The following is a 13,607-nucleotide window of genomic DNA, read 5'->3' as shown; positions in this document are numbered from 1 at the left end:
GGTTCAATGCAAAACCTTGTGGGAGCGAGCTTGCCCGCGATGGCAGCGCCTGAGTTATCAGGCCTGGCGCTGGTGCTTGTCGATCTGCTCGTGACGCTCTTGAGCTTCGATGCAGTACTTGGTGGTCGGGCTGATCAGCAGGCGTTTCAGGCCAATCGCCTCGCCGCTGTCGTCGCACCAGCCAAAGCTGTCTTCCTTGATGCGCTCAAGGGCTTGTTCCAGTTGCGGCAGCATGCGCTGGTCGCGATCAATCGCGTTCACCAGCCAGGTGCGCTCTTCTTCGACCGAAGCCGCGTCCGCCGGGTCGGCCGGGGTGTCCAGGCTCTCGATGGCGATACGGTTTTGCTCAATGCGCTCGTGGGTTTCGACTTTCATGTTCTGCAACAGCTCAGTGAAGAAAGCGTGTTGCTCGGCATTCATGTAGTCATCTGCCGGCATGGCCAGCAACTTGTCCTTTGTCATTGATATCTCTATAAAAAAACGTGCATTAAGGCGAATTAGGGAGCGTTTCGGCAAACCGTGTCCGGTCGTCGAAAAGGCATCGTTTATTGCAAACGCCACCCGGCACTCAATTTACGAGGGGCGGCAGTCTAAGGCCCGTTTGAGACCTCAGCAACTGTAAATACTGGGAATTTGTCCGACAAGGCCAGTAAACAGCTCTGACACAGGCACCATGGCGGTCATCGGAGTGCGTTTATAGCAAGAAATTCAGTCGAGCGGCTGTATATAGAAGACAAACGGCTAACCCGGCGGCGCTTTGTCGCGTTTTTTCTTCGGACACTGCATCGTTTCAGCACGGCAGGCCTGGCGCAGGCCCACTAATATCAGGGTCCCAGCGTGATTTAATCAGCCTGAAGGATGCCCTATGCCCCGCCCCGATCTGCCGGCCAACGACGAGCCCACCCTCGCCAGTCCCCCGATCAATGCCGAGCGTCTGCTGCAAGTGATCACCGACGAATATGAAACGCTGCCGCGCCAGCTCAAACGCATCGCCGGCTACATGAGCCAGCAGAGCGACCGGATCATGGTCGACCGCATCAGCGACATCGCCCGAGAATGCGAAGTGCACCCGTCCGCCATCGTGCGCTTCTCGCAACGCTTCGGTTTCAGCGGGTTCAGCGAAATGCAGGCGCTGTTTCGCACCGCCTACACTCACAAAGCCTCGCCGGTGCAGAACTATCAACAACGCATCCGCAGCCTGATTGCCAACCCGTCACAGGAAACCAGCGACGGCGACCTCGCTCGCGAATGCATCGACGCCACTCGCTCGGGCATCGAACGCCTGGCCCGCGAACTCGATGACGTCGCCTTCGAAAAAGCCGTCGACCTCATCGTCAACGCCGACAACATTTATGTCGTCGGCGTACGCCGCTCCTTCGCCGTCGCCGATTACCTCGTTTACAACTTGCAACACACTCACAAGCGCATTCACCTGGTTTCCGGCCTTGGCGGCAGCTATCGCGAACAAATGCGCAGCGTCCGCGCAGGCGATCTGGTCATCGCCATCAGCTTCACTCCTTACGCCAAGGAAACCCAACACTGCTTGCGCTACGCCCGCCAGCAACAGGCCAACACCCTGATCCTCACCGACAGTCACGTCTCGCCACTGGCCAAACGGGCCAACAGCGTGTTGCTCGTCAACGAAGGCAGCGCCCTCGCCTTTCGCTCATTGAGCGCGACGCTGTGCTTGTGCCAGGCGCTCTTCGTGGCGGTGGCGTATCGGCTGGGACTGAATGTCGAGGAGATTCATGAGCAGGCTGGATTCGACGACTGACATTTCCTTCAAGCTCGGCTAGGTTATGCCTTCCCACCGGTTCGACTTGAAGGAACGCGTCATGAAACTGATCGGCATGCTGGACTCCCCTTACGTACGCCGCGTGGCGATCTCCGCCAAACGCTTGGGTATCGACCTCGAACATGAGGCGGTCTCGGTGTTCCGCCACTTCGAGCAATTCCAGCAAATCAACCCGGTGGTCAAGGCGCCCACGCTGATTCTCGACGACGGCGTCGTTCTCATGGACTCGACCCTCATCCTCGATTACCTCGAAGCCAGTTCCGGCAAAAACCTCGTGCCAAGCGATCTGAAACAACGCGCTCAGACCCTGCGCCTGATCGGCCTCAGCCTCGCCGCTTGCGAAAAAGCCGTGCAGCTCTACTACGAGCGCAACCTGCGCCCGGCCGACATCCAGTTTCAGCCGTGGGTCGAACGTGTCGAAGGCCAACTCGCCGCTGCGTTCACCGCCCTCGAACAAGAACTCGAAAAGCACGGTCTGCCCACCGACGGCACCCTGACTCAGGCCGGCATCAGCCTCGCCGTCGCCTGGAGCTTCACCGACCTCGTCGTCCCCGACCAGATCGACGCTGCGCGCTACCCGCACATCGCCCAATACACCGCCTACGCCGAAACGCTTGAAGCGTTCGTCAGCACACCGATGACCTGATCATGAGCGCAAGTGAAACCGCCGCACCGGCCCTGAAAGAAATTTTCAACGCCGAACGCCTGCAACACATCGCCAACGAAATGAGCGCCGTGTACCCAGCGTTTAAGGCCAAGGCTTTTTTGAAACACGCCAATCAAGGGCTGTCTGACCTGTCGGTGATGCAACGCATGGCCCGCATCAGCGAAAGCCTGCACGCTGTATTGCCGCTGGGTTACGAAGACTCGCTCGACGTACTTTTCGATCTCGCCCCACGCCTGAACAGCGGCTTTGTCAGCATGTGCCTGCCGCACTACGTCGCCAGTTACGGCGCGCATGCGTTTGATGTTTCGATGGACGCGTTGAAGTACTTCACCACCTTCGGCTCCTCCGAATTCGCCATACGCCACTTTCTGCGCAGCGACCTGGAGCGCTCGCTGGAACTGATGCACGACTGGGCACGGGACGAGAACCACCATGTTCGACGCTTGGCCAGCGAAGGCAGCCGCCCTCGCCTGCCGTGGTCGTTCCGGTTGGAATCGGTACAGGCTGACCCGAGCCGGGCGGCGGGAATACTCGACCGGTTGAAAGCGGACGAGAGTTTGTACGTGCGCAAGTCCGTGGCCAACCATTTGAATGACGTTACCAAAGAGCACCCGGAGTGGGTGCTCGACGTTATTGAAGGCTGGTCGCTTGAGAACAAACATACGGCGTGGATTGCCAGGCATGCGTTGCGAAGTTTGATTAAACAGGGAAATTCTCGAGCACTGACGGTGATTGGTGCAGGAGCGAAGGCTGAGGTCGAGTTGCTGGACGTGAAGGTTGAGCCGGCCGTTGTGCGGCTGGGCGAGACGATAACTTTGTCATTTACCGTGAAGTCCACCGTCGCGCATGAACAGCGGCTGGTGATTGATTATGCAATCGACTATGTGAAGGCGAATGGCGGGGTTTCGGCCAAGGTTTTCAAGTTGAAGACGGTGGAGTTGGCGGGGTTTGAGAGCGTGGTTGTGGGGCGGCGGCAGGTGATTAAGGACTTTACGACGCGGAAGCATTTTCTTGGGCTGCATGGCGTGAGGGTGATGGTGAATGGGGAGGTGTTGGGTAGCACTGGATTCAATATTGTTGCTGGATGATGGTGCGGATAAATATGGTAGAGATGGCGCTGTTTGGATAAATGGTGAATCGCGTGCAGGGCTGCTTTCGGCCAATAGCGGACGCTCCTGCTAGTAATGACCGATACGACAAAACTTAGCTCTTCAAATACAAAACTTACCGGCGCACATTAAACGGTTTCCACCCACCGTCGATATTGACGAGTGCGAAGTGCCATACCGAGCTGTTGCAGGATAAGCGCACGCAGCGGTGAAACGTTCGGATCGGGCTTTTTCGCGCGACTCAGCTTGCGCAACTGAAACTTCACTACCGCCATGTTTGCCAAGGATGCGATGGCTTTATTTTTCCAGGTAATCGGCGGCAATTGCGGAGCATTGTCTTTGCCCAGCAGCCAGTCCCGAGGCAAGTTGGGATCGATGGCTAACGCTGTTCCGATCCCAACCATATTAACGCCGCTCTGCACGACGTTTTCCGCCACCGCGCGGCGACGTATACCACCGGTGACCATTACCGGCATTCTGGCAACTGTTTGGATATCACGGGCGAACTCGACGAAGTAGGCTTCGCGAGCCAGCGTGCGACCATCGCGCGCCTCCCCCTGCATAGCGGGCGCTTCATAACTGCCTCCGGATAATTCCACCAAATCCACACCAAGGCCATTGAGCAGCTCAACGACCTTCTTCGCATCATCGGCGGTAAACCCTCCCCGCTGGAAATCGGCGGAGTTGAGCTTGACCGCCACTGCGAAATCCGCAGAAACCAAAGCCCTGACCGCCTTGACGATTTCGATTAACAGGCGCGCCCGATTTTCTAGGGAACCGCCCCATTCGTCCGTCCTTTGGTTGGTCAACGGCGAAAGGAACTGGCTCAACAAATAGCCATGCGCAGCGTGGACCTCCACGCCGGTGAACCCGGCTTGTTCACCGAGGCGCGCGGTATTCGCAAAGCGCTGGATGACCTCCTTAATCACGCCGGAGGTCATCGCGTGAGGCGTAGCGAAACGCTTGGACAGTTTGCCCAAATCCAGCGGCACGGCCGACGGTCCCCATGTTTTTTGCCCAAGATTGGACTGCATCTGCCGCCCTGGGTGGTTGATCTGCAACCAGAACTGCGCACCGCCGGATCGACCAATACGTGCCCAACGCTTGAACTTAGCCAGTTGCTGATCGTCCTGCAAAACTACGCCACCCGGTCCGGTCATGGCGCGGCCGTCGACCATCACGTTGCCGGTGATGATCAGGCCTGCACCACCATCGGCCCACGCTTGGTAGAGACGCATCAGTTCTTCGGAGGGTGCCTGATCGGCGTCCGCCATGTTCTCTTCCATGGCGGCTTTGGCGATTCGGTTCTTGATAGACGAACCGTTTGGAAGCATCAGGGTGTCGAACACATTCATGGGGCAGTCCTCATTTGGATATGAGTCCACCTTAAGATTGAAGTCAACTTTAAGGTCAACATCTTTTTTCCGAATCAGTCGATGTTCATCGCGCCAGATCCTGGCAATTGCGTCACCAGCTCAGCACCTAACAACAGTGCGGGTGTGTAAGCCCCGCCAGTCGGACGCATTTGCAACAGGTAATCAACCACCGCCAATGCAGCGTCGATCGTCAGGCTGTAGACGTTCGCGGTATGCAGGCGCGCGGTTCTGCACTCACCACGGGCGTTGCGAGCCTCGCCCCAAACATAGGTGCCTTGATCTGCGCGTTTTTCCTGATCTGGACCGACCACGGTTTTTCCAATTCGTGCTTTGAGCAACCGCTGCACAAACGACAAACCCAGCAACGGACGAATCCAATTAGCAAACCGGGCGCCGCGGATCATGCCTGCGGAACCAGGGATGAAAACTTCGATGTTGGCAATGCCGGTGGTGTGCCAAGCAGTAGAAACGTCGCCCCATGGAATAGTCATTGCCAGCTTTTCTCCGGCACCAAAGTCGATGCGACGCACCCGGTAGGCCAGCGGCACCGAGGTGATTTTGCCGTCACGGCGAACCTTGCCACCCTGCGCCATACCCTCAATTGAAGTCTTGGCAGTGCCGGGCGAAAAACTTGAGCGCGAATCAAAACCCAATGCCAGATGCGTGGCATCCGGCATCGCATTTTTCAATGCAGCGGCTACACAGTCCGTAGGAACCACATCGAAACCGACGCCTGGGCAAATGACCACGCCAGCCGCCCGCGCACGTTCATTCAGGGATTGAGCGTGCTCGAATACGGCAATCTCGCCAGTGATATCCAAATAATGTGCATTGGCACGCAAGCATGCTTCCATCATCGGAACGGCGGTCGCTGAGAACGGCCCTGCACAATGCAGAACCAAGCCATGGCCTTTGATCTGAGCAAGTAAACGTACTTCGTCTTCGAGTCCAAACACCCGAGCTTCAAGACCCAACTCCCGCGCCAGGGCTTCAACTTTGTCTCGGCTACGTCCCGCCAGCACAGGTTTAAGCCCACGTTTTACAGCATCACGAGCGATCAACTCGCCGGTGTAGCCGTTGGCTCCATAAATCATCCATTTCATCTGCGTATCAAAGTTGTCTTGCTGACTCATGCATGGCTCCCGAGTGGATTAGTGACGAGCGTTATGGCCTTGCTCATTCAGCATCAGACGCTAGCGTTAAAGTCAGGTTGAGGGTCAAGTTGAAGCGAGCAGCTACCAGTGGAAATTATTTGCAGAGGCGGGGGTTGACCTTAAAGCGAGGTTTAAGGTGAGCATGCGCCGACCTGCTTGATTGATGGAACCCGGATGATGCTCAAGACCTTTGTTTCTTATGCGTTGGTACTGATAGGTAGCGCTTTCATGACATTTGCAAATGCTGACACCGCCCCTTCCACAATGACTGCCAAGAATCGCCAAATTCTGGTGATTCTGACCAACCACTCCAGCTATCCCTCACGAACCGATACGACGGGGTTGTGGCTGACTGAGCTGACGCATTTCACCGACGTAGTGGAGGCAGCTGGCTACAGCACAGTTTTTGCCAGTCCCAAAGGCGGTGCGGTGCCTCTAGATGAGCGCAGCCTCGGTTGGCTGTACATGGACAAGGCCGCCCGAGAGCATTTGCAGTCCCCTGCCTTTCGCGCTCGCCTGCAAAACACACTGCCGATCGCCGATGTCGATCCGTCCCAGTTCAGCGTCATCTATTTCACCGGGGGCCATGGGGTGATGTGGGACTTCCCCAATAATCCCGACCTGCGGCGTGTCGCCGAAACTATCTACAACCAGGGTGGCATCGTCTCGGCCGTCTGCCATGGCGTTGCGGGTCTGTTGGATCTGAAGGATGAACAAGGCCAGTTGATCATCCAAGGGAAGAACATCACCGGTTTCTCTGATCGCGAAGAGCTGTTCTCCGGCATGAAAAGCCAGGTGCCCTTCTTCCTTGAGGACAAGTTGGTGAGCCAAGGTGCGCGGTACCGCAAGGGCTGGCTGCCATTCACGTCATTCGCCATCACTGATGGAAGGCTTGTCACCGGCCAAAACCCTCAATCGCCCAAAGCCGTAGCTGAAGCCGTGATGGCGGTGCTCTCTGGCGACAACAACGTAGCTCGCTGAACCCTCAAGTAGTTCCCACCACCCGGAGAAAGACCGATTGAAACTTGCAAGCGCCGTAGCAACAGGATTGCTGTTCAGCTCAATTGCCAACCATGCGTTGGCGGGGACGCCTGAAATGCTCAGCCCGAATGAAAGCAACACAATCGATATCGCAGGCCATACAGTGCCAGTCGTCAAGGGCGGTCTGTATGACCGTTATCGCTCGAACCCGCCCTTGTCGGTGATTGCAGCAGAACTGCCAGGTGTTGATTTGAGCTGGTTCAAGGGACTGGAAAAGCACAAGGTCGACATCGGCTTCGAGTCATACTCCCCGAACTTTTACTACCAGAACAGTCGGGTAACGGCTGTCTACACGGCCGACCTGGACGCACTTCGGGCATTGATGCCGCCAGAAGTATTGGCAACCGTACACCCCTTGCAGGTCTGGCCAGGCCGCGGTCTGATTGCGTTTACCGCGTACACCTATGAACATTGTGATAACGACGCCTATAACGAAGTTGCCGTGTCGATCATTACCAACAAGCCAGGCAAAGCCAACCTAGGTCCGTTCACTCTTATTGGCCAATCGATGTCTGGCGACTTCTGGGGCTATGTGCTCAAGCTGCCGGTCAATACCGAGCTTGCACGGGTGCGCGGTGTCGTCGGTTACAACCTGCCTAAATGGCTGACCGGTATTGATCGCAAAGAGGATGCCCAGTCTGTGGTCTATGACATCACCGACAGCCAGACCGGCAAAGTCGACGTGTCCTTCAAAGCGAAGAAACTCGACAACCTCTCTCGCGATGTCGACATCGTCACCAGCAGCTTCACCAATCTCGATCATCAGGGCCAACTGGCATACGGGTATGCGGTTTCCCGCCAGCTCAGTCACGGCTCCAGCCGCGACGCTGATTCGGCCACCCTCACGCTGGGCGACGGCAGTCTGTCGAATTACCTCCGTGCCCTGAAGCTGGGGAAAATGATGAAGTACGAATACGTGCCAGAGTTCCAGAGTGCGCTTTATGCGCCCAAGCCACTCGCCAGCCTGATTGGCGAGCGCTGAGACCTTTTGCGCCTGTCAGGCTCCGGAAGCCTGACGGGTGTGTTTTTTTGTAGAAGACGTTACCGCGGGCCTATCTGAAGCTTTGCCAACCCCCTCTTCACGCAGACGATTTATCAGCATTTGAGCATTATCCCCACACGCCATGCCCTCGGGTTTATCTTCGATGCCCTTGATGACGAGCAGAAGTTGAGCTTTGTTTTGTGCTAGCCGCTCCTGCAAAACGCTGATTTCTTCCACCTTTTGCTTGAGTCCAGTGAGCAACTCGTCGTGCCGCCAGCCACTGGCGTTCATCGGCATCAGTTGCCGAATCTCTTCCAATGAGAAACCTGCCGCTTGTGCGCCGGTGATGAGTTCCAGTACCCATTCGGTATCGGGCGCGTAGTCCCGGTAGCCATTGGCCTTGCGCTCAACGGAGCTGATCAAGCCACTGGCCTCATAGAAACGGATGCGTGACGGTGCCAGTCCGCTGATTTTCGCCAGTTCGCCTATTCTCATACATCACCCTGAAAAATCTATTGACCTTAAAGTTGACTTTAAACCTAAAGTCATCGAGTGGCCAAGCGCAACGTGTGACTTGGTCGTCATGGCGTTCGCGAGTAAGCGCAGGCTAATCCAGCAACGCACTCTGAACTGCCTACCGGAAGGGCTGCATGTTGTTAACTCAAGGCCATGATCGGAACGCTATTCGATGAAGGCCTCCACTTCATTCAGGAGATACGAACATGGGGTATGTCACTACAAGAGATGGCGTTGAAATCTTCTACAAAGACTGGGGGCCACGCGATGCCCAGGTCATCTTTTTTCACCACGGATGGCCACTGAGCGCGGATGATTGGGACGCGCAAATGCTCTTTTTCCTGGGTGCCGGTTACCGGGTTGTAGCACACGATCGGCGCGGTCACGGGCGATCCAGCCAGGTCTGGGATGGACACGACATGGACCACTACGCCGACGACGTCGCGGCCGTAGTTGATCACCTGGGTGTACAAGGCGCAGTTCACGTCGGGCACTCCACCGGCGGCGGTGAAGTCGTTCACTATATCGCTCGCCATGGCGAAGACCGCGTCTCGAAAGCGGCCATCATCAGTGCCGTGCCACCGCTGATGGTCCAGACACCGACCAATCCTGGCGGCCTGCCGAAGTCAGTGTTCGACGACTTGCAGGCACAACTGAAAGCCAACCGGGCACAGTTTTATCACGACGTTCCTGCAGGGCCTTTCTATGGCTATAACCGCCCGGGTGCAAAGACCTCCGAGGGCATTGTCTTGAACTGGTGGCGACAAGGCATGATGGGATGTGCACAGGCACACTATGACGGGATAGTGGCGTTTTCTCAGACCGACTTCACCGAAGACTTGAAGAGCATCAAGATCCCCGTCCTGGTAATGCATGGTGATGATGACCAGATCGTGCCTTATGAAAATGCAGGGGTTTTGTCGGCCAAACTTCTGCAAAACAGTACGTTGAAAATCTACCCGGGCTTCCCTCATGGAATGCCGACAACCAACGCCGAGACGATTAACGCAGATCTGCTGGCATTCGTGCGGAGCTAAAAAATGGGGCGGGTTAATCCCGCCCTTTTTCCCCTTGCGACTCCAAGATCAGATTTTGAATTTCGCAAAGTGCATAAGAAATGCGTTAAGTGATTGTCCGCTATTGGCCGTAAGCCGCCCTTCATTGAAACGACCTTTGATGCAACAGCTATGAAAGATGTTGACCCAATGCAAAGGCACTGAAGACAGGCAGAAGAACTATATCCTGCTTCTCTCCTACCAACTCCCGTAAGGAATGCCGTACTTGTCGATGTAACGCTTGGCCTTTTCACTTACGGGATACGCGTAGCGCCCTTCGTTTTTTCCTTGGCTCGGCCCTAACGGCTCGAGAATGGCTTGGGCTTTGCCCACTTTGATTGGACGGTGACAGGAATCTCGAACAAAAACTTGCACAACACCACCGGGAGCCAGGCCCAAGTAAATAGATGCGCTATAGCTGGCCTGTTGATCGGGAGTTTCAGGGCAGCGCTGATTAACAGATTCAATCATCTGCTCTCTCGCCTTTTCAGGCACATCCACCCAAACCTTATACGTCTGCGATTCAACAATCGATTGCCAACGAACGTAAATTCGTTTTGGCAACTCAGCGCCAATCACCGCTTTTGCAGCAGCGCCGACAGCATGCCAGCCTCGGGCAGACTCGTTACCGTTCTCTGGCTCCCCGCCTGCGGCTGTGCCACCGCCTGTGCGCGTGAACAGCTTGCCATTTATGTCCTCGACGGCGCTGTCCTCTACCCATACTTTCATGTAGTACGGTTCGGTGAAGGCGAGCTCCCATCCGCTGGATTTCGGATCGTTTTTGGCTGATAAAGGCTCATTGGCCTGACAAACTGTGGCCGATAACATGCAAAGTATCGAGATGATTTCCTTCATTGCTCGAGGATTTACCAACTCCCGTAAGGAATGCCGTACTTGTCGATGTAGCGCTTGGCCTTTTCACTCACGGGATAGGCGTATTTACCTCCGTTCTGTCCCAGCTCTGGGCCCAGTGGTTCCAGCTCAGCTTGAGCGCGGGCGACTTTAATTGGGCGTCGACATAGGTCTCTAACCCACACCTGCACAACACCACCTGGAGCAAGTCCCAAATAAACGGACGCCATGAAACGCGCTGTTTTATCGGGTGTTTCCGGGCAGCGCTGATGGGTAGACGTAACCATCACTTGCCTGGCATCCTCTGGAATATCTACCCAAGCCCGGTAGGTCTTTTGCTCTGGTATTGATTGCCAGCGTACAAAAATCCGCTTGGGTAATCCTGCGCCGATCACAGGTTTCCCTGTACCTCCGACTCCAATCCAGCCGCGAGCAGACTCCGTATTATCATTTGGCTCTGCACCGCTGGCGTTCCCTCCCCCGGCTCGTAAAAAGGTCTTACCGGTGATGTCTTCCACGGCACTGTCTTCGACCCAGACATTCATGAAATTGGGTTTGATAAACGCCAACTCCCACCATGGGTATTTGGGATCTCTTTCACCGGAATTGGAACTGGTGGCGTGACAGCCGGTGAAGACCAGAATGCAAAAAAAGGCTACGAGCAATCTCATTACCACAGCTTCCAGTCAGCTACGTGAGGATGCTGCACACGAATGCCGTCCTCGGTTGGTGCGTTGATGAGATGTGGATGTATTCATTCTCAATAATTGTTCTTCTAGGGATAAGGGGACTGATTTATTTGCTCACTACCAACTTCCATAGGGAATTCCGTATTTCTCGATATACCGCCTTGACTTCTCACTAACGGGATACGCGTAACGCCCTTGGCTCTTACCCTGACTTGGCCCTAAAGTCTCGATCTCTGCCTGTGCTCTGGCCACTTTGATCGGATGGTGGCACTCGTCTCTGACCCAAACCTGTACAACACCACCAGGCGCCAGACCCAAATAGACCGATGAAATATAGGTGCCTCGCTGCTCTGGTGTTTTCGCGCAGCGCTGGGCGACTGAAGTCTTCATCAGTTGCCTGGCTTCTTCCGGTATATCCACCCAGGCCCGATAGGTCTGAGGCTCTACGATGGATTGCCAGCGGACAAAGATTCGCTTCGGTAAATCAGCGCCCACCACCGCTTTTGCGGACGCGCCCACTCCGTCCCAGCCTCGGGCCGACTCAGTACCATCTTCTGGGTACCCGCCCGATGCAGAACCTCCACCCGTGCGCAATAACGTCTTGCCCTTAATGTCTTCCACTGCTGTGTCTTCCACCCAGACCTTCATGTAGTTGGGTTCGGTAAAACCGAGTTCCCACCATGGAGATTTAGGGTCGTTCTTCGCTAAAAGCGGGCCGGCGTTACAACCGACCATGAACAGCATGCACAGTACGGCTGCAAATAGCTTCATTACCAAAGCGTCCAGTCAGGTACGTGAGGGTGCTTTACTCGGATTGCATCTTCCGTGGGGGCATTGATGTAAACAGCTCTGATGCCGCTTCCATCTCTCCTTCCAAGCGGGTGATTCCAGTTGGCGGACGTGTGAATGTACTTGAGTTTTAGCATTTGCTCCTCCTCTGGCGTGGTGCTGTAGTCGCCGGAGACAAAACGATCGCACATAGGCCGAAGTTCTTCAGGAACGGCGAAGTCCGGCGTCTCGGGAATGTCGTCGAAGCGAACGCCTTTAGCTTTGGCAAGTTGATGCATCACGCGCAGGCTCACTCTCGACAGTAATCCGCTCACCGGACGTTTGAGTTGAACGGCGGCATAGACCCGTTTGCCTCGAGGACTCAGCCGATCCTGAGGACTGTTCGGCATCAGCAATGGAGCTGGAGTAACTATCTCCAGCATTTCGGAAGGCCAGCCGTTCGCTAGCCACTGATTTCTCACATTGACCGCGTCTTGGTATATCGATGTAGTGGTGACATCCGCGTAGTTGCCGACTTCTAGTGTTTGCATTGGGCTAACGAGCACGCATTCTTCAGCCTCTTCGAGGTAACCCCCGCCCACATCGGAATGCACTCCTGGCAAGACAATTTCCGGATGATCCATAGCTACTCGATTGAGTGCAAAATTAGCCCTGCATTCGTCACGCGCAGCCAACTGCACAACATCGGTGAAATAGCGTCGGTCGAGGTAAAGTTTGATTCCCGTTGCGACTGCACTTTTGATGTTGCCTAAATTGGACCATCCAGCAATCGACGGTACAGTGTCGAACAACCCAATGAAGCCCATGTTGATATCGCTGTGGTATTGATCGACAAAGGTCGAAATGAAGGCATCGGACTTACTGCGGAAAATCTCGCCCAAAGGACCTTGTTTGCCACGCACGATTTCATTGGCAAAATGTCTGGCGGCTGCCGCACCGCGACTGAAGCCAAAGGTATCGAAGGTCAACGAAGTAATTTCACTTCCGGGATTTTTATCCAATACCTCATTGATACGCTGTTCGATCAACGTGAAAGAAGATTGAACGCGCCCGGCAACACCGGTTTCGCCACGTCCGGTACCAGCGCCGAATTTACTGTCCTCTTCGCCTGATCGGGTACCTATGCCTTCGACGTAGACCATACCGAAAGCTTTCTTTCGTGGCCCCTCCCCCTCAGCCAGTCGTGGTGCCTCATACAGTTCGCTCAGCTTTTTGACATTGCTCACGTCGTTGCCGTAGCTGCTATCCGGATCGCTCATATACGGCTGGCAACTGGCCGGAATATCCTGCGGTGCAATCGGATGTTGCGCACCACACAGCAATCCAGCCGCCGTGTTGTTCGCGTTATTTCCAGTTCCATCGAAGAACACACCAATGCGCAGCGCGATGCCGATTTTCTGAGGCTCGGGCGCAGGTGCTTTCCCATGTTTCTCATATTCAGCCCAACGCTGGGCATGGATATCGACGGGTTTGGCTTCTTCGTAGCGATGGTTTTTCGGGGGGTTGGGGACGTAGCCGCTCAATCCTTGATTCCTTGTTCCGATCCTTGAACGGCCCGAAGGGTGACAGTCGGGGCTTGGGG

14 protein-coding genes are annotated in these 13,607 nt (G+C 55.5%); 6 read left to right on the top strand and 8 right to left on the bottom strand.

The annotated features are described in order from the left end of the window. Nucleotides 1–57: 57 nt before the first annotated feature. The gene (locus F2P67_RS03310) at nt 58–462 is read right to left on the bottom strand and encodes a TraR/DksA family transcriptional regulator (protein ID WP_003225981.1); all 405 of its coding nucleotides are present in this window, start codon (nt 460–462) and stop codon (nt 58–60) included. Between the two features lie 403 nt (nt 463–865). Between F2P67_RS03310 and F2P67_RS03305 the strand changes: the two genes are divergently transcribed. The 3 genes from F2P67_RS03305 (at nt 866) to F2P67_RS03295 (ending at nt 3,550) form a co-directional block, all read left to right on the top strand. Beyond that, the gene (locus tag F2P67_RS03305; RefSeq protein WP_166217244.1) at nt 866–1,774 is read left to right on the top strand and encodes a MurR/RpiR family transcriptional regulator; all 909 of its coding nucleotides are present in this window, start codon (nt 866–868) and stop codon (nt 1,772–1,774) included. A gap of 61 nt (nt 1,775–1,835) precedes the next feature. Then, nucleotides 1,836–2,441, top strand: a complete 606-nt coding sequence (locus tag F2P67_RS03300) for a glutathione S-transferase (RefSeq protein ID WP_166217241.1) — start codon at nt 1,836–1,838, stop codon at nt 2,439–2,441. Nucleotides 2,442–2,443: 2 nt separating this feature from the next. Beyond that, nucleotides 2,444–3,550, top strand: coding sequence for a DNA alkylation repair protein (locus F2P67_RS03295; protein ID WP_166217238.1), 1,107 nt, complete (start codon nt 2,444–2,446; stop codon nt 3,548–3,550). Between the two features lie 149 nt (nt 3,551–3,699). On the opposite strand, the gene F2P67_RS03290 is transcribed toward F2P67_RS03295, so the two are convergent. Next, on the bottom strand, nt 3,700–4,926 hold the full coding sequence (locus tag F2P67_RS03290; RefSeq protein ID WP_166217235.1) for an NADH:flavin oxidoreductase/NADH oxidase family protein: 1,227 nt from the start codon (nt 4,924–4,926) through the stop codon (nt 3,700–3,702). A 74-nt stretch (nt 4,927–5,000) separates the two neighbouring features. Next, nucleotides 5,001–6,080, bottom strand: coding sequence for a saccharopine dehydrogenase family protein (locus tag F2P67_RS03285; RefSeq protein ID WP_166217232.1), 1,080 nt, complete (start codon nt 6,078–6,080; stop codon nt 5,001–5,003). Between the two features lie 195 nt (nt 6,081–6,275). Here F2P67_RS03285 and F2P67_RS03280 point away from each other — a divergent pair, with 195 nt between their 5' ends. After that, nucleotides 6,276–7,082, top strand: coding sequence for a type 1 glutamine amidotransferase domain-containing protein (locus tag F2P67_RS03280; RefSeq protein ID WP_166217229.1), 807 nt, complete (start codon nt 6,276–6,278; stop codon nt 7,080–7,082). Nucleotides 7,083–7,197: 115 nt separating this feature from the next. Beyond that, nucleotides 7,198–8,124, top strand: coding sequence for an acetoacetate decarboxylase (ADC) (locus F2P67_RS03275; protein ID WP_166217627.1), 927 nt, complete (start codon nt 7,198–7,200; stop codon nt 8,122–8,124). Nucleotides 8,125–8,139: 15 nt separating this feature from the next. Here the strand turns inward: F2P67_RS03275 and F2P67_RS03270 are convergent, their stop codons facing one another. After that, entirely contained in the window at nt 8,140–8,619 is a 480-nt protein-coding gene (locus tag F2P67_RS03270) for a MerR family transcriptional regulator (protein WP_071495498.1), read from the bottom strand. A 227-nt stretch (nt 8,620–8,846) separates the two neighbouring features. On the opposite strand from F2P67_RS03270, the gene F2P67_RS03265 reads away from it, so the two are divergent. Continuing rightward, entirely contained in the window at nt 8,847–9,677 is an 831-nt protein-coding gene (locus F2P67_RS03265; protein WP_048390108.1) for an alpha/beta fold hydrolase, read from the top strand. A 216-nt stretch (nt 9,678–9,893) separates the two neighbouring features. On the opposite strand, the gene F2P67_RS03260 is transcribed toward F2P67_RS03265, so the two are convergent. The 4 genes from F2P67_RS03260 to F2P67_RS03245 form a co-directional block, all read right to left on the bottom strand. Further along, on the bottom strand, nt 9,894–10,550 hold the full coding sequence (locus tag F2P67_RS03260; RefSeq protein ID WP_166217226.1) for a DUF2931 family protein: 657 nt from the start codon (nt 10,548–10,550) through the stop codon (nt 9,894–9,896). An 11-nt stretch (nt 10,551–10,561) separates the two neighbouring features. Next, the gene (locus tag F2P67_RS03255) at nt 10,562–11,218 is read right to left on the bottom strand and encodes a DUF2931 family protein (RefSeq protein WP_166217224.1); all 657 of its coding nucleotides are present in this window, start codon (nt 11,216–11,218) and stop codon (nt 10,562–10,564) included. A 135-nt stretch (nt 11,219–11,353) separates the two neighbouring features. Then, nucleotides 11,354–12,007, bottom strand: a complete 654-nt coding sequence (locus F2P67_RS03250; protein ID WP_166217221.1) for a DUF2931 family protein — start codon at nt 12,005–12,007, stop codon at nt 11,354–11,356. Beyond that, nucleotides 12,007–13,548 (bottom strand): phospholipase effector Tle1 domain-containing protein, encoded by a 1,542-nt coding sequence (locus tag F2P67_RS03245; protein WP_166217218.1) that lies wholly within the window; start codon nt 13,546–13,548, stop codon nt 12,007–12,009. Before F2P67_RS03245 ends, F2P67_RS03250 begins: the two co-directional genes overlap by 1 nt. Nucleotides 13,549–13,607: the final 59 nt, after the last annotated feature.

It is taken from the genome of Pseudomonas atagonensis, from assembly GCF_011369485.1.
GTDB classification, from domain to species: domain Bacteria; phylum Pseudomonadota; class Gammaproteobacteria; order Pseudomonadales; family Pseudomonadaceae; genus Aquipseudomonas; species Aquipseudomonas atagonensis.
This window is presented reverse-complemented; position numbering and strand designations above follow the sequence as displayed.